Origin of the sequence: Paenibacillus mellifer (assembly GCF_023195895.1) — a bacterium.
Classification (GTDB): domain Bacteria; phylum Bacillota; class Bacilli; order Paenibacillales; family Paenibacillaceae; genus Fontibacillus; species Fontibacillus mellifer.
Genome location: NZ_JALPRK010000005.1, coordinates 126140 through 148365, shown reverse-complemented (window position 1 = coordinate 148365; position 22226 = coordinate 126140). Strand labels below are relative to the sequence as shown.

Annotated in this window: 21 protein-coding genes; 7 read left to right on the top strand and 14 right to left on the bottom strand. The window is 52.3% G+C overall.

Features of this window, described 5'->3' with window-relative positions; translation table 11 throughout:
* Window positions 1-95: 95 nt before the first annotated feature.
* From M0651_RS08015 to M0651_RS07985, 7 genes are all read right to left on the bottom strand, one after another.
* Window positions 96-1031: a carbohydrate ABC transporter permease gene (locus M0651_RS08015; protein WP_248551322.1), complete on the bottom strand. Its 936-nt coding sequence runs from the start codon at window positions 1029-1031 to the stop codon at window positions 96-98.
* Between the two features lie 60 nt (window positions 1032-1091).
* Window positions 1092-2012, bottom strand: coding sequence for an ABC transporter permease (locus M0651_RS08010; protein ID WP_248551321.1), 921 nt, complete (start codon window positions 2010-2012; stop codon window positions 1092-1094).
* Window positions 2013-2197: 185 nt separating this feature from the next.
* Window positions 2198-3772 carry a response regulator gene (locus tag M0651_RS08005; RefSeq protein ID WP_248551320.1) on the bottom strand — a complete coding sequence of 525 codons (1575 nt, stop codon included), beginning with the start codon at window positions 3770-3772 and terminating at the stop codon, window positions 2198-2200.
* 136 nt (window positions 3773-3908) lie between these two features.
* Entirely contained in the window at window positions 3909-5624 is a 1716-nt protein-coding gene (locus M0651_RS08000) for a sensor histidine kinase (protein WP_248551319.1), read from the bottom strand.
* A 150-nt stretch (window positions 5625-5774) separates the two neighbouring features.
* Window positions 5775-5948 (bottom strand): hypothetical protein, encoded by a 174-nt coding sequence (locus tag M0651_RS07995; RefSeq protein ID WP_248551318.1) that lies wholly within the window; start codon window positions 5946-5948, stop codon window positions 5775-5777.
* Window positions 5949-6075: 127 nt separating this feature from the next.
* Window positions 6076-6717 (bottom strand): glycerol-3-phosphate acyltransferase, encoded by a 642-nt coding sequence (locus M0651_RS07990; RefSeq protein WP_248551317.1) that lies wholly within the window; start codon window positions 6715-6717, stop codon window positions 6076-6078.
* Complete coding sequence (locus M0651_RS07985; protein WP_248551316.1) at window positions 6714-7808, bottom strand: glycosyltransferase family 2 protein; 1095 nt, start codon at window positions 7806-7808, stop codon at window positions 6714-6716. The genes M0651_RS07990 and M0651_RS07985 overlap by 4 nt, the downstream gene beginning before the upstream one ends.
* 238 nt (window positions 7809-8046) lie before the next feature.
* On the opposite strand from M0651_RS07985, the gene M0651_RS07980 reads away from it, so the two are divergent.
* Window positions 8047-8532: a DUF6803 family protein gene (locus M0651_RS07980; RefSeq protein WP_248551315.1), complete on the top strand. Its 486-nt coding sequence runs from the start codon at window positions 8047-8049 to the stop codon at window positions 8530-8532.
* A 77-nt stretch (window positions 8533-8609) separates the two neighbouring features.
* Here M0651_RS07980 and M0651_RS07975 read toward each other — a convergent pair whose 3' ends face one another.
* The 4 genes from M0651_RS07975 to M0651_RS07960 all read right to left on the bottom strand — a co-directional run bounded on the left by M0651_RS07975 (window position 8610) and on the right by M0651_RS07960 (window position 13334).
* On the bottom strand, window positions 8610-9656 hold the full coding sequence (locus M0651_RS07975) for a glycoside hydrolase family 130 protein (RefSeq protein ID WP_248551314.1): 1047 nt from the start codon (window positions 9654-9656) through the stop codon (window positions 8610-8612).
* Window positions 9657-9681: 25 nt separating this feature from the next.
* Window positions 9682-11211: a DUF3502 domain-containing protein gene (locus M0651_RS07970; RefSeq protein ID WP_248551313.1), complete on the bottom strand. Its 1530-nt coding sequence runs from the start codon at window positions 11209-11211 to the stop codon at window positions 9682-9684.
* A 256-nt stretch (window positions 11212-11467) separates the two neighbouring features.
* The gene (locus M0651_RS07965; protein WP_248551312.1) at window positions 11468-12346 is read right to left on the bottom strand and encodes a carbohydrate ABC transporter permease; all 879 of its coding nucleotides are present in this window, start codon (window positions 12344-12346) and stop codon (window positions 11468-11470) included.
* Between the two features lie 49 nt (window positions 12347-12395).
* The gene (locus M0651_RS07960) at window positions 12396-13334 is read right to left on the bottom strand and encodes an ABC transporter permease (RefSeq protein ID WP_248551311.1); all 939 of its coding nucleotides are present in this window, start codon (window positions 13332-13334) and stop codon (window positions 12396-12398) included.
* A gap of 270 nt (window positions 13335-13604) precedes the next feature.
* Between M0651_RS07960 and M0651_RS07955 the strand changes: the two genes are divergently transcribed.
* Window positions 13605-15929 (top strand): helix-turn-helix transcriptional regulator, encoded by a 2325-nt coding sequence (locus M0651_RS07955; protein ID WP_248551310.1) that lies wholly within the window; start codon window positions 13605-13607, stop codon window positions 15927-15929.
* A gap of 360 nt (window positions 15930-16289) precedes the next feature.
* Window positions 16290-16403 carry an S-layer homology domain-containing protein gene (locus M0651_RS24265; protein ID WP_372490907.1) on the top strand — a complete coding sequence of 38 codons (114 nt, stop codon included), beginning with the start codon at window positions 16290-16292 and terminating at the stop codon, window positions 16401-16403.
* Window positions 16404-16525: 122 nt separating this feature from the next.
* Here M0651_RS24265 and M0651_RS07950 read toward each other — a convergent pair whose 3' ends face one another.
* Together M0651_RS07950 and M0651_RS07945 are read right to left on the bottom strand one after the other, a co-directional pair.
* Entirely contained in the window at window positions 16526-17209 is a 684-nt protein-coding gene (locus M0651_RS07950) for a DUF554 domain-containing protein (protein ID WP_248551309.1), read from the bottom strand.
* Between the two features lie 65 nt (window positions 17210-17274).
* A complete protein-coding gene (locus M0651_RS07945) occupies window positions 17275-18156 on the bottom strand; it encodes a putative RNA methyltransferase (protein WP_248551308.1) in 882 nt (293 codons plus the stop codon).
* A 443-nt stretch (window positions 18157-18599) separates the two neighbouring features.
* Here M0651_RS07945 and M0651_RS07940 point away from each other — a divergent pair, with 443 nt between their 5' ends.
* The 3 genes from M0651_RS07940 to M0651_RS07930 all read left to right on the top strand — a co-directional run bounded on the left by M0651_RS07940 (window position 18600) and on the right by M0651_RS07930 (window position 21031).
* A complete protein-coding gene (locus M0651_RS07940; protein ID WP_248551307.1) occupies window positions 18600-18929 on the top strand; it encodes an ArsR/SmtB family transcription factor in 330 nt (109 codons plus the stop codon).
* A 92-nt stretch (window positions 18930-19021) separates the two neighbouring features.
* Window positions 19022-20134: an NADH:flavin oxidoreductase gene (locus M0651_RS07935; RefSeq protein ID WP_248551306.1), complete on the top strand. Its 1113-nt coding sequence runs from the start codon at window positions 19022-19024 to the stop codon at window positions 20132-20134.
* Between the two features lie 153 nt (window positions 20135-20287).
* Window positions 20288-21031, top strand: a complete 744-nt coding sequence (locus tag M0651_RS07930) for an SDR family oxidoreductase (RefSeq protein ID WP_248551305.1) — start codon at window positions 20288-20290, stop codon at window positions 21029-21031.
* A gap of 200 nt (window positions 21032-21231) precedes the next feature.
* Here the strand turns inward: M0651_RS07930 and M0651_RS07925 are convergent, their stop codons facing one another.
* Window positions 21232-21486 (bottom strand): hypothetical protein, encoded by a 255-nt coding sequence (locus M0651_RS07925; protein ID WP_248551304.1) that lies wholly within the window; start codon window positions 21484-21486, stop codon window positions 21232-21234.
* A 122-nt stretch (window positions 21487-21608) separates the two neighbouring features.
* Between M0651_RS07925 and M0651_RS07920 the strand changes: the two genes are divergently transcribed.
* A complete protein-coding gene (locus M0651_RS07920; RefSeq protein WP_248551303.1) occupies window positions 21609-22187 on the top strand; it encodes a TetR/AcrR family transcriptional regulator in 579 nt (192 codons plus the stop codon).
* Window positions 22188-22226 lie beyond the last annotated feature (39 nt).

Below are 22226 nucleotides of genomic sequence, written 5' to 3'. Positions count from 1 at the left end.
ATGGATGAAAGCTTTGAATGAATGAGAGTTCAAAAGATTCAGGTTATGATGATTCTTTTGAGCCTCCTTTATGTGATAACCGGGTTGCCCCGAGGTCACCCTTTCACAGCACCAATCGTTAAACCTTGCACGAAATAACGTTGGATAAACGGATACACAATCATGATCGGGCCAGTCGCCACGATCGTCATAGCCATCTTCAGGCTCTCCGTCGGGATATCTGACGAGACGACAGCTCCCGCTGCCATCATGGCCTTGCGCATCCCGTCCATGTTACCCAGCAAGCGGTACAGGTAGTACTGCAGCGGCATCAGGTCGGAGTTGGAGATAAACAAGAGCGCATTATACCAATCGTTCCAGTAGCCTAGGGCAATAAACAACCCGATGGTGGCCAACGCCGGCTTCGACAGCGGAATTACAAACCGCAGGAAGATCGAGAAATCGCCCGCTCCATCGATTTTGGCCGACTCAATGATCGCCTCTGGGATACTGCTCATGAACGATTTCATGACGATAATGTAGAAAACGTTCATCAGCATCGGCAGAATCAGCACGATCAGCGTATCCTTCAGATCAAGATAATTGACAATCAGCAGGTACCACGGCACGAGCCCGCCACTAAACAGCGTGGTGAAGAAGAAGAAGAACGAGAAGTGGCTGCGCCATTTAAAATCCTTACGTGCCAGCACATAAGCTGTCATCGAGGTGAGGAACAACCCGAACAGCGTACCCAGCAAGGTGACGGAAATCGTGATGCCGTACGCCTTCAGCATTTCCTGCGGATACTTGAACAGGATGCCGTAAGCTTCCAGCGAGAACGCGGTTGGGATGAGCTGGAACCCATTCTCGATGATTTTGCTCTCCTCCGTCAGGGAAGAGGAAATGACCAGGATGAAAGGAAAGAGACAGAAAACTGCCAGCAAAGTGAGTGCAATATATCCGATAATCTGCAGCAGCAGTCGGTCCATCGATCTGCGTTTACGGGCCTCCGGCTTAGCGGCCGGTTGCAAGTTTGGTGCCATCGTACTCATAAGCGTTAACCTCCACTCGTTTCAATCGTGTTGATGGTTCATCCGGTTGCTCTAACACACCTAGAACAAAGCGCGGTCCTTGTCGTATTTGCGTACGGCATAGTTCGCCAGCATAATGGTCGCGAAGCCCAGAATGGACTGGTAGAATCCCGCCGCGGCGGACATCCCGATCTCGTTCGAGGTCGTGAGCATCCGGAACACGAAGGTGTCGATGACATCGGTCGAGGAGAATAATAAGCCGTTGTTGCCAACCATGTTATAGAACATTCCGAAATCCCCGCGGAAAATATTCCCGATCGCCAGCAGCACCAAAATGATGACCGTCGGATAGAGGTTCGGAATCGTGATTTTGCGAATCCGTTGGAAGACATTGGCGCCGTCGATTTCGGCGGCTTCATACATCTCGGTATCAATGCTGGTGATGGCTGCCAGGTACATGATCGTCCCGTAGCCCAGCGTTTTCCACGCCGATACAATGACGAGGATGACCGGCCAATAGGCGGCCGTATTATAGATGTCGATCGATTCCAGCCCGATCGCATTCAGGAGGACATTAATCGTACCGTAATCGAAGTTAAACAGGTTATAGGCGATCGCGCCAACGACAACCCAGGAGATGAAGTAAGGCAAGAACATCACCGTTTGCGTAATTTTGCGGAACCATTTCCCGGCCACCTCGAACAGCAGAATCGCCGCAAAAATTTGAACCACATTGTTGACCACGATAAAGGCGATATTGTATAAAGCCGTGTTGCGAGTTACCCGCCAAGCATCTCCGGAATCGAAGAAAAACCGGAAGTTATCGAGCCCGTTCCACGGACTTCCGAACACCCCGCCCGTATAGTTGTATTGTTTGAATGCCAGGACGATCCCCGCCATCGGCACATAGGCAAATAGCAGGAAGAACAGGACGGCCGGCGTCAGCATGAGCAGCAGAACTTTATATTTCTTTACGTCGTTCCAAAATCCGCTTTGCTTCATGTTTCGAACTCCCCTCTTGGTTGTCTCTATATTCTTCAGTATAGTGGAGAGCGCTTTCGACCGGGATTCAGCGAAACAACAAAAACTAATACAAATTCCACGATGACGAAGTTTGCCGAAATAGAAAAGACCTGCCTCCGCAAAATACCGGCGAGGGCGAGGTCGGTGAAGTTTGATGAACATGTTTATATTTTTTTCGTTTTCCGGTACTCCCCGGGCGTCATCCCGGTCGCTTGCTTAAACTGCCGGTTAAAGTAAATGATGTTCTTATAACCCATCCGCTCGGCGATTTCATAGATTTTCAGCGTTGGATCGGTCAGCAGTTCGCAGACGCGTTTCGTTTTGAGCTCGTTCAGATAGTCGGTGAAATGACGGCCCGTTTCCTCCTTAAACAAGTATCCCAAATAATTCGGAGTGAAATCGAAATGGGCTGCGACATCCTTCAGCGTCATTTTTTGCTCGAGATTGTTTTCGACATACACCATGATCTCCTGGATCAACTTGCGTTTCTGCTTCTGCTTCTTCACGTACAACAGCTCGGACAATTCAAAGAACCGCTTCCGCAGCCAGGACGTAATGTCATGGATCGTCTCGAATTGGAACAACAGCACCGGCTGGTGCGAATCCCATTTCAAGAGCTCATACAGATTCTCATTTATTTCGCGCAGATCGGCATGCAGCTGAGTCGTGATCCGGATGATCAAATCGTAAACATCGTTCTTCTGGGCCAGCGGAGAACCTTGGTAGAACAGCTCCAGCAAGCAGTCGTCGATCGTGACAAGGTCATATTGCAAAATCGCCTTCAGCATCCGTTCAAGGATTTCGTCCGTCCGGGCCCCGGCAAAGCGGCTTTCGCCCGGGTGCACCCGGCTTTCGCGGATCAGCCGGTCCTTGCCGACCAGCCACTTGGCGCTGAGCGCGGCCTGTGCTTGACGGTAGGACGCCCGCAGGCCCTCTTCATCCAGCGCGAAACCTCCGACCCCAACCGTCACGGAGAACGGGGATATCCCCCGAACCGCCCGGATCAGCTCCTCCAGCAGCTCCAGGAACGCCGTTTCCGGTACGGACGCAAGCAGGACAAACCGTGTCGGTTGGCTGACGATAAACGTACCCAGTTTCATTTCCATGGAAAAATGCCGGATGAACGCCATGACCTTCTGAATTTGCTTGCGCCGCTCCTCCTCCGGCATATCGCCGGTCTTCCACTCCAGGTCGTCGATTTCGACGAGGGCTGCCGCCGTTCCCGTTTTGAAGAGCGTCTGCAGAAACCCGCGGATATGCCCCTCCACCTGCTCCGGGGAAATCTCGTTCAGCCAGCGCAGCAGCAATTCCTCGTTCACGAGCGTAAGCGCCTCCGTAAACGTGCGGTCCTGATCCCGTTCCCGTTCGATCGCGGCGCAGAGCTCGCCCAGCATCTTATAGAGCTCCTGATCTTCCACGGGCTTCAGCAAATAACCCGAGGCGCTGATCTTGATTGCCTCTTTCGCGTATTCAAAGTCTTCGTGCCCGCTGATGAATACGATTTTGACGCCGGGATGAATCTCTTTGGCTTTGCGGGCGAATTCGATTCCCGACATGATCGGCATGCGGATATCGGAGAGAATCAGGTCGATCCGCTCCTGCTCCATCGCTTTGAGTGCATTAAAGCCGCTATTGGCCGTCGCCGCTACCTGCAGGTTCAGCCCGCTGCCCAGCACTCTGCGCCGCAGCCACTCGAGATCGACCGCCTCGTCGTCGACAAGCAATACGTTGATATTCATGGCCGTCATTCCTTCTGGTATTTTTGCTCCTTAACTCGAGCATACTTGTCGTTCTTTGCCCTGAACATAGCGATTTGCAATGAAAACCTATACAAATCCACCGATTTCCCGTATTGATTCGCTCGAATCTCCGAGGTTACTCCATGAATGGAAGCTCCCCAGGGTTCGCCGGAAGGACGATCTGGACCGTCGTTCCGCCGCCGTAGATGCTGGCGATGCGAATTCCGTACTTGTCGCCGTAACGGAGCTTGATCCGTTCGTTGACGTTCTTCACCCCGTAGCCGCCGGATTGACTTGGACCGATAAGCAGTCGCTGCACCGTTTCCGGTTTCATCCCGATCCCGTTGTCGATCACTTTCAACTCCAGATTATCGCCTTGCCGTTCCCCCGTAATGACGATCGCGATGGATTCGCCAAACCAAGCGTGTTTAAACGTATTTTCCACGAACGGCTGTAAGATTAACTTCATCACCTGCACCTGCAGCAGCTCCGGATCCACATCCATGTAGACGGAAAAAGCGCCAGCGTATTTCACCCGCTGGATATCCAGATAAGTCTCCACCTGCATCAATTCATTCTCCAGCGGTGTAAATACGTTCCCTTGATTCAAGGTTAGCCGGTAAAACCGCGACAAACCCTGAACCATGTCCGTCACCTTGGCCGTTTCACCCAGATTAGCCAGACTGCTGATCGTCGACAATGTATTATACAGAAAATGCGGATTAATCTGCGCTTGAAGCGCCTCCAGCTCGGCTTGTTTCTTCTGAATCCCCTGCACGTACACGCTGTTGATCAGCCCTTGGATATTGGCGGCCATGACGTTAAACGCATCGGCGATATGCACGAATTCGTCGTTGCCCGAGAAGCGGATCCGCTTCTGGAAGTTCCCTTCCTGGAACGAGCGGACAAGCCAAACGATCCGTTTCATCTTCCGGCCGGACAACCGGGCCACGATATACCCGATGAACGCCATACCGAGGAAGCTGATCCCGCATACGGTAAAAATCACGCGCTGCAGTCTGCCGGCATCCTTGGTCAGATACGCCTTCGGAACCAGCGCTTCAATCACGAAATCGGAACCTGGAATCGGTTCGTGCAGGCTCAGATAGTCGTCATGCCTGGCTCCCATTTCGGCGTTGCCCCGTTGATAGAGCAAGGCGCCGTCCGACGCCGCGTTAATCAAGCGCACCGTGATCCCCTGTTCGACGGGAAACGTGGAGAAGTCGCCGAATAAATCATCCAGGGAAGCCGTGATGCGAACATACCCGATCACGGTCATGTTCCCGCTGTACGAAACCAAACGGCGGATATGGGAGATGTTCCCGAGCCGCTGATCGGTGTCGATCTGCAGCCAGATGTTGTCCCGTTCGGAATCCTTGAATTCCTGATACCAGGCGCTGTCCTGGATATCCTCGAACGGCAGGATATAATAATCGCTGTCCTGGATCGGCTCTTCCAAATTGTCGCCCGAAACGATGTTCAGCTCGCTGTTCAGCGTATACAGCATCAGCCGGATATCGTTGCCGAACAGTTTGAGCGGCGCGGTGATTTCCGGAACGATTTCATCGAGCATCACCAAATAGATATCATAGGGCTCGCCCTTGGCCTGCAACGCCCGCTGAAACGCCAGGTCGCCGAACAGGGTGTCCGACATCCGCTGGATTTCGTCCATCTGATAGCGGATGTTGTTTCGGGCTTGTTCCATGCCGGTGCGGATGTTCGTCTCGGCCATCTCCGTTCGGGATTGGATCAGCATCGTGTACGATGCGTAACCGATGATCGCGTCCGTCAATAAGACGAGCAGCAGGTAGGGAATCAGCATTTTATAGGTGAAGGGAATGTATTTTTTCATCGGCCCCAGGCTTTCTCATCAATTTAATCGCTTACACGAATCCTCATCTCCATCATATCGGCCCTTGTCCGGAAAATAAACAGCAAAAAAATAACCAATCCGGGTTGATGGCCTTCTCTTGGCCAACCCAAATTGGTTTATGGGGTGTTCTTATAAAATTTCAGCGTTCTTTACGGCATGTTCCCAGCTGGGGAAATAAAACAAAGCGTTGCGCATCAACTCTGGATCGTTTTGCTTGACCTGTTTCTTGCTTAGTGAGACCCCATCATTCTGCAACCGTTTGATTCGGCGGACCACTTCATCCGCCCCTAGAGTAGCATCCATACAGCTTTGCTCCTTCCGTATCAAGTTGCTACTAGGTTTTCTATATTTTCCCTCAGATATACCTTGGTTGCTAGTTTTTCTTCATAAGGTTGCGTGCTCGCTTCGATCGCCGCCAACAACCTGCCGGTCACAGCGTAACGCCATCGCCGGAACGAGGGAGCTTGCCGCCCTTCCCGGTCAGGAAGACCCGAATCGCCTGGCGATTGGCGTACGCCAATACCAGCAGGTTCACCAGCCATACGCCCCATAAAGCGGGAGGAGCACCGGAAACCAGGAGATAAACCGATAATAGCGCCATGCCGGCCACGACCTGGAAGCCGTCGGCTTCCCGTGACGCGTATTTCCCTTTTTTATAGAATGAAAATCCCGCAAGCAGCACGGCCAGAATCACCGCATAGGCCAAAGCAGCCTCAAATCGGGTTAACGCGCTCCAAACGCCGAAGGTTACCGCAATCGCCTTGCCCCCCTTGAATTTCAGAAAGGGCGAAAAAGCGTGGCCAAGAATCGGCGCGGCGGCGACGATCACCATTCCGTAATCCCCTCCCAGCGTTCCCGATTCGATCAGAACTACCAGCGGCACATATCCTTTCAGGAAATCCAGCGCGATGCCCGCCAGCCCCCAGCGGTAACCGGCGGCCCGCCATAAGTTGAATGCCCCAGGGTTGCCGTCCCCGACGTGCTTCAAGTCTTTCCGGGCCACCTTGCCCAGCCAATAGGAAAACATCAACGCCCCGCATAGGAACTCGGCGACAGCCAGCCATAGAATCATCGGTCTCCCCTGCTTCCTACCTGCACGTCCCGGCCTTTCCAGGTGACCGATCCGCGAAACGCCACCTGATAGGCCGAATAGAGCAGCACCACCAGAAAGAAGAGCGTTGACAACACGTGAAGCAAAGGCATGAATAAGCCGAACTTCCCTACATAACGCACCAGAAAATAAAGCTGCGCCGCATACAGCAAATACCCGAACAGCAGCGGATAAGCCCATGACGTATGCCAAAGGAACAACGCGCCTTCGGAAGCGATCAGCCCGATCAGCCACGCAGCAACCAGCAGCGTGGTGGCCGGCCTAAGCTTGGCGGTGCTCAGCACCGCGCCTTTGCCGAACCCCTCCAGCTCGCTGCGAATCCCGTTCGGATACATGCGGAAGGAGACGAGGCCGCCGCCGAGAAAATTGGACACGGAGATCCCCGCCGCCCGGAATTTGGCTCCAAGGTTCAAATCGTCCAGCAGCTCCGAACGGATGCTGTCATGGCCTTGGATCGCATCATAATCGCGGCGCGTCGTTACGATACAGGAGCCATACAACCCCTTATTCGGGCTGTTACGTTCAAACGGCGATGTAAATGCAAATACGCCCAAGACGTTGGTAATCAACGCCAGGCGTTCGTAGAACTTCTCCGTGACATGAAACGGCACGGCGGATATGACGCCTCCCGCCTCAGCCCGTGCCCGCAGCAACGACTCCAGCGCCCGGGGCGCGAGGCGGATATCGGCATCCAGGAAGGCGATCATATCTCCGGTTGACTGCCGGTATCCGTTCCATACCGCCCAAGTCTTCCCGGTCCAACCGGGAGGCAGCGCCTCGTTCCGGATCACCTTTACCCCGTAACTCGCGGCAATGTCATAGGTTTCATCCTCCGAGAAATCGTCCACCACGATAATCTCATAGGGCGGATAGGTTTGCTTTTGCAGCGAACCCAGCAGTTGCGGCAAATTCCCCGCTTCGTTCCTCGCAGGAATGATCACCGACACCTTCTCGCCTCGGGGAGCAGGCGTTACCCGTTCGGGAAGCATAACCCTGCGAAATAATATCCATCCCGCAATCCATCCGATTGCCCATACGATCCAAAATCCCATCGCTGCCCCACCTCTCCGCTTGCCGGAAATAAAGTGAAATCACGTATATGAGTATTCTATGTCCGTAATAGCGTAGATGTCCGAAAAAGTATGAGAGACTACCGCTAGTGTAGTCGACATTCCCGGATTTTTCAACGAATCCGGGCAATAAAAATCTACATGGGTTCTCCATACTTTCCACACAATTGCTCTGTAGAATGGGTTATGACTCAAATAACTTACTTGGAGGAAACGAAACATGAGCATGACGCACTACATGTCTTTGCTGGCGGATAACCAGCCGTGGAACTTGATTTTATTCATGGCGATCCCCGTTATCTTTGCAGAGACGATCACCGTCACCGAATTTATCATCTTGTTTAACCGGGGGCGGCAGGGCGGCCTCAACACCTTCAATAAAATCTGCAGCATCTTGGCAGGGCTTTATTTTACCGGCATTTTCCTCTATTTGTTCCCTACGGCGTTCATTCCTTTGACCGTTAACGGCGAATGGCACACCTGGGTGGATGTCGTGGCTGTCGGGTTCTACCTGAGCGGGGCGTTCTTCCTGCTGCCGCTGGCGTTGCTTGAACTCGGCGTCATTGGCCGCAAACGTTCCGAGGACGAGAAGCTGAAGCTGCACTTTATCCTCGTCAGCGGATTCCTCATCGTCGCCCACATCGCCATGATCTTCGGGATGGTCAATCCGGAAATCGTCGGCGGCATGGCCGGGATGTCCCATTAAGCGAGCAAAAGCCCCTTTCGGATGGAAAGGGGCTTTTTTATTGCATCTGCTTAGCTTAAATTCCTAACCCTATGATTTTATGATAACGTGCTAAAGATGTCGTCCAGCGGAATATCCGCGACCGCCATCACTTCGTCGGCCGCTCCGTAATACATGCGGACAGTATTTCCGACCAGCAGCGCACCACAGGAGAACACGACCCCGCCGAAAAATCCGTTCACCTCATAATCCGCTTCCGGCTCGATAATCGGCCGGATCGATCGCCCGATGACTTTCCCCGGATCTTCCAGATCAAGCAGCACCGCCCCCATACAATAACGATGGTTGGCATCCGCCCCGTGGTACAGTGCAAGCCAGCCGCGCTCCGTACGGATCGGAACCGCGCCGCCGCCCATTCTCGCCGAATCCCAGCCTTGCTCGCTTAGGCCCATCAGAAAGCGGTGGTTGCCCCAATGCAAGAGGTCCGGAGATTCGGCGATCCACATCTCGGGCGCGCCGAACGATTTCGGAACCGGACGGTGCAGCGCATAGTATTTCCCGCCTATTTTTTCCGGGAACAGCATGACGTCTTTATTCTCGGGAGCCAGCATAAGCCCGTGCCGTTTGAACGTGCGGAAGTCCTTCGTTTCCGCCAGGCCTGCGCCAACACCGCGAACGGACGCGGAACTGTAGGTGATGTAATACGTATCCCCGATTTGGGTTACTCGCGGATCTTCAATCCCCCAAGCTTCCAGGGCGTTCTCCGGGAACAGGGCAGGCTGCGGATCGATGTCGAAATGAACGCCGTCCCTGCTTCTTGCGACACGGAGATGGGAGAGGGACGTAAGCATGACCACCCGTCCGTCCTTCGCCACAAAGCGCGTATCGGAGAAATCGTAACGCGGATCGGTATCTTCATAACGCTCCACGATCACCTCGGTCCCCGCTTCGTTTAACCGGGGTACAAGCACTTCGCCGTTCCGGACCGAAACCGGCGCTTCCGCGACACGAAGAAGCAAAATCGTTTCGTCTTCGTATTGGGCAACACCGGCGTTAAATGCTCCCAACACTTTAAAATCAGGGCGCGAGGGCTTGACATCCTGCGTTCGGATCAAGGGATTTTGCGCGCAGCGTTTCAAATTCATAGATGATGTACCTCTTTCTGTTTTGTTATTTACCGGATACCACGGCATCGATTTGCGCTTGAATCTCATCGATGACTTTCTGCCCGCCTACGCCCATGATTTTCTCCTCTAACATCGCTTTGCCTTTATCCGCAGGTAGTACGCCTTGGGCCAGCGGCAGGAATAAAGAGTCGTGGAACGGCGTGATTTTGGCGTATTCGGTTTTCACTTTTTCAGCATCAAAGGTAAACCCTGCCGTTGGGCTGAGGGTAAAATTAGCCGGGTCGGCGGAGAAATCGAACCACTTCTTGTCATCCGCCGTCATTGTATCCGGCGTGCGGTTGAGCGTCGGACGCCAGGTCAGCGTATAGCCTGGGAAAACATAACCCGAAAGCACCTTATAACTCGTATCACCAACGGGTTCCCAATCCTTCCCTGGGATACCGTATTCCATTAAATCGTGGTTTTCCTTGATCGACAGCCAGTTGGCAACATCCATAGCTAAATCGGCATGCTTGGAGGATGTGGGAATGCAAAGGAAATTCCATTGTTGGAAGGCGGTATACGGTTTAGCCTTATCGCCGTTCGGCACGAAAACCTCCAGCTTATCGCTTCCGTCCTTCAGCATTTCCGCATATTTCAGCCCTTCCACACCGTCAGCCGCATAATAAGTAGCCGCGTATTTGCCTTGTTTGAACAAGGTTTCGGCATTTTGCTCCTGGGCGATGTTTTTGGACAATATACCGTCTTTATAGTACTTGGTAACGCGCTCAAAAGCGTCCGCGATCATCGGGCTTTCCCATTGTCCGACGACTTTCTTGTCTTTGGTGGAATAAGCGAACATGTTGACGCCGATTTCAAGCACTTCATCCTGCGCCATATTGGCGGAATCGCTTAGGATAAACGGCAATTTGTCCGCTTTGATTCCGTTGATGACAAACGGTTTGATGTCCTTTTCGTTTTCTTTAACCGCATACAAAAACTTCTCCAGATCGGCCAGCGTTTTCAGCTCGGGCAACCCGTATTTTTCGCGCAAGTCCTTGCGGATCAGTAGACCGTATACCGATCCTTGCGTCGTTCCGAGCGGAATACCCATAATTTTGCCGCCGAACTTGTTGTATTCCCACATCTCGTCGGGAATGGATGCCTTCAGCTCAGGCCGTTCCTCTACCATAGCGTCCAACGTTTGGAGCGAATTGCTGGCGATCATCTGGTTCATAGACAGCCATGGCGCATCCAGGTACATGTCGAAATCCTCGCCGGCGGACATTTTGACCGCTACTGTATTGCCGTAATCCGACCACGGGAGAAAGTTGATATTCAGCGAGGCGCCGACGTTGTCCGTTTTTAATTTGTCATTGACAGCCTGCAACACCTCATCGAAACCGACCGGTTTATCCCCCGGAAGATAGGCCTTCAATTCCACGATTTCTTTTGGGGCATTGGTAGCAGCGCCTGCACCCGCATTCGCATTACCCGGTTCCGCATTCCCGCCGTTGCCTCCGCAACCGGCCAGCAGCAGCGCTGAAGCCAATACGGTAGCCATGGCTGTGCCAAACATTTTTTTGAATTTCACTTAGTTAACCTCCCTGTTAATTGTGTGTTCAAAAAGTCAGGTTTTTAGCACCGAGAAGGTTGGATGAAGCTAGGGACTGAGTAGCGGAGCGTACGTTTTGGGTACGTGAGCAACGGAAGTCCCGACTGAATTCAAGATTCGATGTCGACGCCACTTCCTGACCCGCTTCGTGATCAAAAGATGACTTTTTGAACAACCTTTTAAATCAATCATCTATGCTTAACCGGAAGATTCCGGTTAATGCCGGAATCTTCGGTTACCCTTTCACGGCCCCAACCGTGAGACCTTTGACAAAGTATTTCTGCAGCATCGGGTACAGCAGAATGATCGGGCCGATCGTCAGAACGGTCGTTGCCATACGCACGCCGTAAGTCGGCGGCGTGATCGCGATGGCCGCGCCCGAAGGAATCAGGTTTTTGGCGGCCTCCATATTCGATACCATTCGACGCAGAATTAACTGCAGCGGAAACAATTTTTCATTATCCACGAACATGAGTCCCATAAACCAGTCATTCCAGTAGTTCAGGGCATAGAACAAACCGACGGAAGCCAGGATCGGTTTCGAGATTGGCAGGATGATCTGGAAGAAAATCCTTACTTCGTTGGCTCCGTCGATCCGGGCGGCTTCCTCCAGTTCTTCGGGAACAGTGCGGAAGAAGCTGACCAGCAGAAATACGAGAAAAGGCTGGCATAACATTGTAAGAATAAGCACCCATACGGTATTTTGCAAATGCAGCCACTGGCTGACTACGATATAGAATGGAATAATGCCTCCCGAGAACAACATCGGCAGATAGCAGAAGAGCAGGAAAGGCGTCCGCAGGACATTCCGTTTATTCGCCAAAGAGTATGCAAGCATGGCCGAAATGCAAAGGGCACTTAGCGCCCCGACGGCGGTGACCAGAACCGTCACTTGGTAGCCGCTGAACAAGACATCCGACTGGAGCACCGCCTTGTACGCGGCTAAAGAAAACTTTTGCGGAAATAAGGTATACCCGTGCGCGATCAGTTCGCCCTCATCGGTGAAGGAACCGATGACCATCAGCAGAAAGGGGAACAGACAGAATAAGGTGAACAATAGAATGATCGTATAGGCAGTCACCGAAAAAATCCGGTCCGGAACACTCTGTCTCATCGTTTTGCCTCCTAAAAAAGTGTGCGTTTAAAAAGTCGGGTTTTCAGGACTAAAAAAGTGCGGATTCTTTGGATACCTTGCGGGTCACCCCGTTGGCGACGAGCACGAAAATCAGGCCCATCACCGATTGGAACAGCCCGACCGCCGAGGACATCCCGAAATCGTGCAGTTGTCTCATCGAGCGGAACACGAAGGTGTCGATGACGTCGGTTGTTGGATACAGCAGGGAGTTGTCCCCGATAATGGCGTAGATCATCGCAAAATCCCCGTTGAAGATCTTGCCTACGGAGAGCAGCGTCATGATCATGATGGTTGGCACCAGCAACGGCAAGGTGATGCGGAACATAATCTGCAGCTTGGAGGCTCCGTCGATTCGGGCCGCCTCATATAAATCCTCCGAAATGCCGGTAATCGCCGCCAGGAAGATAATCGATAGATACCCCGCCCCTTGCCAGACCCGAATCACGGTAAGAATAGCGGGCCACAACCTCGACTCAAACATCCAGTTGACTGGTTCCATACCGATATTTTGCAGCCAAGTATTAATCATCGGCTCTTCCCCGCCGAACATGGACTGAACGATCATCCCGACCACGATCCAGGACATGAAATAAGGCAGGAAGATGAGAGATTGCGAGATCCTCTTAAAATATTTGTTGCGAATTTCATTGAACATCAGCGCGATAAGTACGGCGGCAACTGTCGTAAAGAAGATAAACAGCGCGTTCAGCACTAATGTGTTGCGTAGGACAGTCCAAAAATCGTCCGAGGTAAAGAAATAATCGAAGTTTTTGAAGCCAACCCATTCGCTTCCCGTTATCCCTTTAGAGAAGTCATAATCCTTAAATGCAATCGTGATCCCGTAGATGGGAAGATAACTGAATACGAGGAAAAATAGCAGGCCAGGAACGGCCATCACGTAAAGGAAAGGATTTCGAGCGATATGTTTTAGTTTGGATCCTCTCCCTTTGTTTCGATCGTACTGCATGGTTTCAAGTCCTCCCTTATGTGTCTAAAATCGGGTTCCGGTGTTGTGTTGTCTGCGGTCCGATGTCGTCACCATATCAAGCCCCAGGTCGGGAGGACAATTCCGGCAAACTCGGATTCTTCCCGCAAGCGCGGATTTCGCCTTTTCCCAAAAGCATCACTTTTCCAAAAAGGAACGATTTTGCTGACGGAAATTCGCAATATGCTACAATAAGTCTGCGCTTTAATGCTACCTCTTTAACAAAGAGAGAGAAGTAACGGGGGTTTTGGCATGTCGAAATTAAATTTTTCGCTCCTCGCTTCATTCAAGAAACATCCAACTTACATGAAAATCATTTTTTATTTTGTCGGCGCGAACGTACTCGTCTTGGCCATCTCCTTCCTGTTGCTGTACTGGCAGTCATCAAGAACGCTGCTGAAGGAAATCGGCGACCATTCCGAATCGCTTCTGCTGAATAGCGCTCGAAATACAGCCGGACTCATGGAATGGTCCTTGGATTACAGCTACGCCTCAAGCAATGACAGCGACCTGAAAGTGTACGCGCTCTCCGATCATTACACGGATTTTGAGACTTATAACGTATGGAGCCGGCTGGGGAAGATCAAGAATGCCAACCCCGCGATCGATTCGGTCTACTTGATCAACGACTACACCGACACGGTGGTCGATTCCCGGTTGGGTATCAATGACGCAGTCACTTTCTACGACCAGGATATTTTGGAGCGGCTGCGCGATTCGAGACTGGCGGACGGGGCCGTTCCCTTACCCAGGACACTGACGCTTCCCCTTAGCGGTAAGGCCACCAAAGAGGTGATCACCATCGTCAGACTGTACGAAAAGGGCAGTTCCATTTCCGCCTTCGTCATGAATATAGATACCGATAAATTAATGAACTTGCTTCAGAATAATTCGAACTATCCCAACCGACAAGTTACCGTGTTGAATGACCGGAATGAAGAGGTATTCAGCACCGCCCGCCTTAGCGGCGAGCAAATCTTGGAGCTTAGCCATCAAGGGGAATTAAGAAAAGGCGGTTGGGAGTTGTTTAAGCCCCATGATCAGGAAGAGCAGCTTATGGTTTACTCGACAACTTCGATTAAAGGAATTCAAGACTGGACCTTCATTGAGAGCATTCCGAAGGCGGTCATTCTGGGCCGAATTGCCGTGCTCCGCAACATCAGCCTGTTCTTGTTTCTAGGCCTGTTCGTTGCTTCGCTGACCGTCATCATCCTGATCTCCAAGCGAGTATACTCTCCCATTCAGGAATTGGTCAGCAGTGTCATGCGGCAGTATCGGGCCGAGCGGCTAGAGGATCGTAAATCGGGAACTGAGCTTGATTATTTATCCAGTGTCTTTACAGCCCAAAAAGAACAGATCGATGAATTGACCGAGCATTGGCGACATAACAAAATTCTCGGCAAGGAACGGTTCCTGCGCGAATTTTTAGGTGACGAGGCCGGCTCCCCTGCTGAAATCCGCAGGCATTTCAAAGAGTGGGAGATCGATCTGCCAGAAACCAATTTGTCTGTTGCGATTTTTCGGATAGATCGCTTTGTGGAATTTACGGGGATCTATTCGGAGAAAGACCGTCGGCTGCTCCGCTTCGCGATGGCGAACATTATCCAGGAGTCGCTCCAAGCCTCGGATCACCGGCTGCAAACGGTCGATATGGGGAACGATCATATCGCCGTCGTCCTGTCTGCAGCAGCACTGTCCCCCGATTTCGCGGACAAGCTGCGCGGATCCCAGGAATTGCTGCAACAGTACTTGTCGATCGGAACGACCGTGGCCTGGGGAAGAACGCTCCATAGCCTGACCGACATGCACGAGGTGTATTTGGAAACCTACGAATTAACGCAGGAGCGATTCCGGTTTGGTCACGGCGCGATGATTCTTATGAGCCAATTGTCCGGCGCCCCCGGCCTGCTGTTCCATCTTCCGCTGGAGAAGGAGCGTCAAATGGCGCAAGCGATCCAGAAAGGGAACCGGGATACGGTACTGCAGATTATGGCCTTTGCCGTAGAAACGCTGAGGGAGTTGCCCTATTTTGAGTGTAAAATGTCGCTGATCGCTTTGTTTAACGATATGCGCCGGTTGATGCAGGATCAGCTGCATCAGCCGTTGCCAAGCTCATGGGGATTGACCTCGCTCGAAAATCAGATCATTCGGCTAGAGACGCTTGAAAGCGTAGCCCTCTGGATGGAAAAGCTGCTGGACAAAACGCTGGAGGACATCACGGCTGCTCGCAGCCTGTCCAGGAACGCGGTGCTGATCGAGCAAGTGGAGCGTCTGATTGGAGAACGGCTAAACGATCCTAACCTTTCCTCTAAAATGCTGGCCGATGAGCTGGGGTTATCCGTGAACTATCTGCGTAGCTTATACAAAGCGGAGACGAACCGATCGATCACGGACACGATTTCGGAAAGACGGTTGGATTTGATTTGCCGCGAGTTACTGGCTTCCGATTCGCCGATTGAACCGATTATCCAAAACTATGGGTTTTCCTCTTTAAATACCTTCTACTCCGTCTTTAAAAAGGTGTACGGAATGACTCCGGCTCAGTATCGGAGATCGCATAAGAAGGACATGAAATAAACGTGAAATACAGGTTGTCCATCCACAAAAATCGTTAATTTTTGAAATCGTGTTGTTTTTGAGAAGTTCGTAAATCTGCGCTTGCAGAAAAAATTGGAGCTTGCTGGAATTGTCGTCGCAGCGGGGGCTTGGTAAGGTTACGACACAAATAACGGGACGCGGCTGCGATGCCGGTCTCGAGGAAAGGAGAACGAATCGGAAAGCGTTGTCATTAACTTTTTGAGTTTTTAGTTAAACAAAGGAGGTCATGTGGATGGCTAACCAAATGCAAAGATGCTTAATGGGATTAATCTATCTTGCTACTCAAGGGGGATGCGCTCATGAGTAATAAGAACATCCCAAACTGGGCGAAAGGCGCAATTGGTTCGCAAGCTGGGGATCATGAGCGGCCGCGGCGATAACGAATTCGTTCCGAACGGTACTGCGACCCGGTCGGAAGCGGTAACCCTATTGGTTCGAATACTAGAACAATAAAAACATAAATAAAATGCAGGCATAGCGCAGGAACAGAGTTGTTCCTCATACTGTGCCTGCTTTTTTGCTGTTATCTCTGCGGGTTTCCGCTATCGGGAGCGGTTAAACGAGACCGGTTCGTCTCACAAACCCAATAACCCCTTCAACAAAAACCAGACCACCGGCACCAACAACGCCGGCAGCATGTTCAAGGTTTTCGCCTCGATGATTTTCAAAATCGATAACCCCGAGCTTGCAATCAGCACGCCGCCGACGATGGAGATTTCGGTCAGCAACGGGGCCGTTAGGAAAGGCGCCAAATAGTCGGCGCTCATATAAATCGCTCCCTGCCAAAGAAAGAGCACGACGGCGGTTAGTGCAATCCCGATGCCATACGAGGAGGCCAACACCATGGAGGTCACGAGATCCAGGGTTGCGTTCATGTACAGGTAGGTGTGATTTCCGTGAATTGCGCTTTCGATCGGTCCCAGGATCGACAGGGTCCCGATGCAAAACAGCAGAATTCCCGTGGACAACCCCTGACCTAGATTCGAGGTGGAGAAACGCCCGACCAGCCTCTGGAAACTACCGTCGATATCCAGCGCCGTCCCGATTAGACTCCCCGCCGCCAAGCTGATAATGAACAGCACGGGAAACGAGCTGTCCTTCATATTCGTCACCGCGGCGTTAATCCCCAGCAGCGTAGCGGCCAAGCCGATCGCGGTAAACAGCGCGGTCTGATACTTTTCCTTTAGCCCTTTCTTGAAAATGCTTCCCAGCACGCTGCCCGCCAAAATCGCCGCGGTGTTCACCAATGTCCCGATCATATGCCTGCTCCCATCCGTACAAGATCTTTAGTCTAGTAAATGATAGCGCAATGCGGATTTGCCGTCTAGCTAAGCGAGTCGTTCCGACCCAACAACAGATCCACGTCCACGGTGATTTCCGCGCCATCTCGATCCGTAAACGCCGCGATTTTCGCCTGCTCCGCGGACCAGGCGAGCGGGCTCATGCGCACGAAATCACGCAAGGCCTCGGTATCTAACCACTGCCGGTACTTCAAATGCACCACTTCCATCTTAGAAAAATGTTGGCGGAACAACGATACGATGTTGGCGTTGGAGTAATCCCTTTTGTTGCTGTCGCCATGCAACGTCTCTCGCAGCTCCCGCAAGTAGTCCGCACCCGGAACGACTTTGACGAGAACGCCCCCCGGAGCAAGGATTCGCTTAAACTCCCGATAATTGGCCGGGGACAGCAGGTTGAGTACCACTTGAACCGATTGGTCCTGCAGCGGCGCATGGGCCAAATCCGAAAAGACCCAAAGTCCATCCGCATACTGTCGGGCAGCCAAACGGATGCCTTCTTTGGACAAATCGACTCCCAGGCCAATCCAGCCCGACGGACCCAGCCCATGCATAATTTTCTGCAAATGCGAGCCTTCCCCGCAGCCCATGTCGACGACCAAGCCGCCAGAAGCAGGGTTGCCGGCTCGGTTCGCGATCATTCCTGCGATCGTCTCGTGCAATGGGGCGTATAGACGGCTCCCCGTAATGATGCTCCGTCTGGCGTCAAAGAGCTCCTTGTCGTAATGGCTATGAGCCGGACGAATCGTCAGGTTAAAGTAACCTTGCTTCGCCATATCAAACGCATGCCCTTGGGGGCAGATCAAACTTTGCGGGCCGTTCGCGTCAAATCGCCCTCCGCATACCGGGCATTTTAAGATCGATATATAGTTTCTCGCGCTTCTCGCGCCGTTGATAGGAAAATTCATGCATTCCCTTCCTTTCCTTTGCCTCGCGGTACAGAGTAAAAGGGGAAGAAATGCCCAAGAACATTGAAGCCCGATCGAAAAGCCCTAATAAGGCCTAATGGGCGCAAAAAAAGAAAGACAGCACGGCCGCCTTCCTTCATTCACCTATTGAATATATCCGATGAAGAGTTATGAAAATGGGCAGACTGATCCCGTTTACCCTGTTCCGGCGAACAGAGCCTTTGAACATATGAAATTACTTGTTCAAAGCGGAATGACGCAGTCTGATGTAATGCACCATTTTCCCTACCCCTCCTTATCTTCGTTCGATCATGCATGTTAATTATAACGAAACTTCAAACAAAAACATAGTTCGATCGCCAATTTCAGTATCTCCTCTCTTTATGGATCGGCGAAAGTTTTGTTATACTGGGAACAAACCAACCAAGAACGGGGGTCTGGAAATGAAAGACCAAGACATGCTGGCCGTACTGAAGGTCCTCTCGAATGAGACTCGGCTTAACATCCTATGTTGGCTGAGGCAACCGGAGAAATTGAGATACGAACTGCCGGATGTCATCAAAGAGGAATTTCCAGGAAGCGTATGCGTCGGCTCCATTCAGGAAAAATTCGGATTGGCACAATCCGTGATTTCTTCCTACTTAGCCAGTATGCAAAAAAGCGGACTGTTAGAATCGCGCCGTCATGGGCAATATACCTATTATCGGATAAATGATGAAGGGATCGACGCCTTCTTGGAGCATTTCGCCGCCAAGTTGAAACCAAACAAATAATCAGGAAAATTCTACAATTTCCCTTGCCTATTTATAAGTTTATCTATATATTTAGATATATGTATGGAATATCGTTAGAAGGAGAGATCACCATGTCCATTTCCAAAACGACAACCGCCCTATTCCAACCTTTTGAAGGCGGCGGTCTAAAGCTTGCAAACCGGGTCGTCATGGCCCCCATGACCCGGTCTTTCTCGCCGGACGGCGTTCCCGGTCCTGACGTGGCCGGCTATTACCGCCGCAGAGCGGAGAACGGCGTCGGACTGATCATTACGGAAGGCACGGTCATTAACCACCCGGCAGCACCTGCGGATCGGGACGTGCCTCATTTTTACGGTGAAGAGGCATTGGCAGGGTGGCAGAAGGTCGTCCATGAAGTGCATGAAGCCGGGGGCAAAATCGCTCCCCAAATTTGGCATACCGGCACGGCCCGCCAACGGGAGACATTCCCTGAGTCGAATGTCGATCCCATCGGCCCATCCGGCCTTAGCTTAACCGGCAAGCCGGTCTCCGAACCGCTGACGAAGCAGGAAATCCGGGAGCTGGTTCAGGGTTATGCTCAATCTGCCGCTGATGCGAAGCGCCTCGGCTTTGATGCCGTCGAAATCCACGGGGCACATGGCTATTTAATCGATCAGTTTTTCTGGGAGGTCACCAATAAGCGTACCGATGAGTACGGCGGCGACCTTGTCGGGCGTACCCGCTTTGCCGTTGAGGTCATTGAAGCGGTCCGGGCCGCGGTTGGGCCGGAGTTCCCAATCATTTTCCGTTTCTCGCAATGGAAGCCTGTCGACTACAGCGCCAAGCTGGCCGCTACCCCCGAGGAACTGGAGCGCTTCCTGGCTCCTTTAAGTGCTGCCGGCGTCGATATTTTCCACGCCTCCACTCGCCGCTTCTGGGAGCCGGAGTTCGCGGACTCGGAGCTGAACCTGGCCGGCTGGACGCGCAAGCTAACCGGCAAACCTACGATCACCGTCGGTTCCGTCGGCTTGAACTCCGAGTTCACCAGCTTGTTCGAGTCGGGCCAAGGCGGGGAAACAACCGGGATTGAGCAACTGGTCGAGCGTCTTGAACGCGGCGAGTTCGACCTCGTTGCCGTCGGCCGCGCGCTGCTGACCGACCCGGCCTGGGCGGCTAAGATCCGCGACGGCCGCGTAGAAGAGCTGAAGCCTTTTACGAAGGAATCTCTCGCCACGCTGAGCTGAGGGGCTGAATTGAAACTTTCTTAACAATAGGAAGACCTCTTCGAAACGTTCGAAGAGGTTTTTTTTATGAATATGACACCCAGTTGTCATATTCACTCCCGTATAGTTGATCCTGCAGACCCAATCAAGATCAACTATAGAGGAGAGATACTCATGCAAGGCTTGAATTCTAAAGTCATCATCATAACCGGAGCTTCCAGCGGAATTGGCAAAGCCACCGCTCAATTAATGGCCGCTCAAGGAAACAAAGTCGTATTAGGCGCCCGGCGGGAGGATCGTCTCCGAGATTTAGCGGCCGAAATTGTCCAAGCCGGAGGAGAAGCCGTCTTTTTGAAAACCGATGTCGCCTCTTATGCCTCGATGCAGGAACTGGCCCGATTCGCGATGAACCGTTACGGGCGGATCGACGTGCTGGTGAATAACGCCGGGATCATGCCGCTCTCGATGCTGAACGAGCTGAAGGTCGACGAATGGGACCAGATGATCGACGTCAACATCAAGGGGGGGCTATACGGCATCGCCGCAGTGCTTCCCGTGATGCGGCAGCAGCAGTTCGGCCATATCGTACATGTATCATCCGTCGCTGGGTATCAGGTCTCGCCGACTTCCTCCGTTTACAGCGCGACGAAAATGGCAGTGAGAGCGATCGCCGAAGGGCTGCGCCAAGAGGAATCTCCGGCTTCCCGCATCCGTTCGACTCTCATTTCCCCCGGCCTGACGGAAACGGAACTGGCGGATGGAATCACGACTCCCGAAATCAAAGCGATGGTCGGGCAAATGAACCAGGTAGCCATCTCACCGGACAGTATCGCACGGGCAATCGCTTTTGCGGTCAACGAGCCCGAGGATACGGGCGTCAACGAGATCATTATCCGCCCGACCGTGCAACCGTCTTAGGTGAGATTGCCGTTTCATAGCCGATGGCTATCTCCGGGCTCGATCCCAACGTCTTGCTTCGCGATGATCGCCGAGCCGTCGGCGAGCTGATCTCGGACCCCAGTCGAAACGCTCAGCTTGATTTAGCAGTATTGGACTAAATTCAAAAAAGACCTTTTCGGTTCTTCCCGAAAAAGGTCTTTTTGCTTACGGGGCACTGGTTACGCCTGTCCCACCCACCCGTGGCTGCTGCCGCGCACACCCTCGGCCTGCAGGTTCGATGAAGCCGTAAACTTGCCGCTTAACAGCCCCATCGCCAGCGGAGAATTATTGATGCTGCTCAAACCGTGCCGCTCGCACAATTCCACCATGGCGCTATCGTTGGATAGCACATTAAAAGGATGCGGAAACGACCGGAGGGAGCTTCCAGCAGCCCAACTGAGTTGCTGTTCTGGTGTTTCTGTAGCTCTTTTCACGTTTATCCCTTTTGTTCAGACGGGGTAGTTGTTCTGGTACACGCGTTTTGAAATTTACATTTCCCGATTTCTTTTACCGTTCGTTCTCATATGCTAAGATAGGGTGGAAGGGGTGACACGTTATGGCACGCAGCAAGGAGTTTGAGGAAAATGAAGTCCTCCTGAAGGCACTGCACCTATTCTGGGAACAAGGGTATGAGAAGACTTCGCTTCAGGATCTGGTTGAGCATATGGGGATTCATCGCCGAAGCTTGTACGACACGTTCGGGGACAAGCACACGCTTTTTATCAAAACGATGGAGCGGTATGCAAAGCTTACGGACGCTACCCTGAAAGCCGAAGCCCAGCGCGGTCGTACGGCAAAGGAATCCATCCGCCTGATCTTCGACTATCTGATCGAAGCCAAAGGCGAGCAACCGATCGGCTGCTTCTTTGTGAACTCGGCAACCGAGTTGGCCTATAGAGATCCTGCCGTAAGCGAATTGACGAACGAGGGGTTTAGCAAGGAAGAGCAATTGCTGGAAGGGCTCATCCAACAGGGGCAACAGGCAGGGGAAATTTCGGCCAATCAAGAACCTAGCTTGCTTGCGTCAAGCTTGCATACGACCATGATTGGAATCCGGGTCCTACGACGTACATCCGCCGATAAAAAGAAACTCCATCAGATTGCGAACGTCTCGATGTCCATGCTCGATAAATAAGTAGTCGTGTATAATCAAACAGAAAGCCCGCAAACGAAA

Bases quoted from the DNA above. Each gene is read 5' to 3' on its own strand.
- M0651_RS08015 (WP_248551322.1), bottom strand. From the start codon at position 1,031: ATGAGTACGATGGCACCAAACTTGCAACCGGCCGCTAAGCCGGAGGCC.
- M0651_RS08010 (WP_248551321.1), bottom strand. From the start codon at position 2,012: ATGAAGCAAAGCGGATTTTGGAACGACGTAAAGAAATATAAAGTTCTG.
- M0651_RS08005 (WP_248551320.1), bottom strand. From the start codon at position 3,772: ATGAATATCAACGTATTGCTTGTCGACGACGAGGCGGTCGATCTCGAG.
- M0651_RS08000 (WP_248551319.1), bottom strand. From the start codon at position 5,624: ATGAAAAAATACATTCCCTTCACCTATAAAATGCTGATTCCCTACCTG.
- M0651_RS07995 (WP_248551318.1), bottom strand. From the start codon at position 5,948: ATGGATGCTACTCTAGGGGCGGATGAAGTGGTCCGCCGAATCAAACGG.
- M0651_RS07990 (WP_248551317.1), bottom strand. From the start codon at position 6,717: ATGATTCTATGGCTGGCTGTCGCCGAGTTCCTATGCGGGGCGTTGATG.
- M0651_RS07985 (WP_248551316.1), bottom strand. From the start codon at position 7,808: ATGGGATTTTGGATCGTATGGGCAATCGGATGGATTGCGGGATGGATA.
- M0651_RS07980 (WP_248551315.1), top strand. From the start codon at position 8,047: ATGAGCATGACGCACTACATGTCTTTGCTGGCGGATAACCAGCCGTGG.
- M0651_RS07975 (WP_248551314.1), bottom strand. From the start codon at position 9,656: ATGAATTTGAAACGCTGCGCGCAAAATCCCTTGATCCGAACGCAGGAT.
- M0651_RS07965 (WP_248551312.1), bottom strand. From the start codon at position 12,346: ATGAGACAGAGTGTTCCGGACCGGATTTTTTCGGTGACTGCCTATACG.
- M0651_RS07960 (WP_248551311.1), bottom strand. From the start codon at position 13,334: ATGCAGTACGATCGAAACAAAGGGAGAGGATCCAAACTAAAACATATC.
- M0651_RS07955 (WP_248551310.1), top strand. From the start codon at position 13,605: ATGTCGAAATTAAATTTTTCGCTCCTCGCTTCATTCAAGAAACATCCA.
- M0651_RS07950 (WP_248551309.1), bottom strand. From the start codon at position 17,209: ATGATCGGGACATTGGTGAACACCGCGGCGATTTTGGCGGGCAGCGTG.
- M0651_RS07945 (WP_248551308.1), bottom strand. From the start codon at position 18,156: ATGAATTTTCCTATCAACGGCGCGAGAAGCGCGAGAAACTATATATCG.
- M0651_RS07940 (WP_248551307.1), top strand. From the start codon at position 18,600: ATGAAAGACCAAGACATGCTGGCCGTACTGAAGGTCCTCTCGAATGAG.
- M0651_RS07935 (WP_248551306.1), top strand. From the start codon at position 19,022: ATGTCCATTTCCAAAACGACAACCGCCCTATTCCAACCTTTTGAAGGC.
- M0651_RS07930 (WP_248551305.1), top strand. From the start codon at position 20,288: ATGCAAGGCTTGAATTCTAAAGTCATCATCATAACCGGAGCTTCCAGC.
- M0651_RS07920 (WP_248551303.1), top strand. From the start codon at position 21,609: ATGGCACGCAGCAAGGAGTTTGAGGAAAATGAAGTCCTCCTGAAGGCA.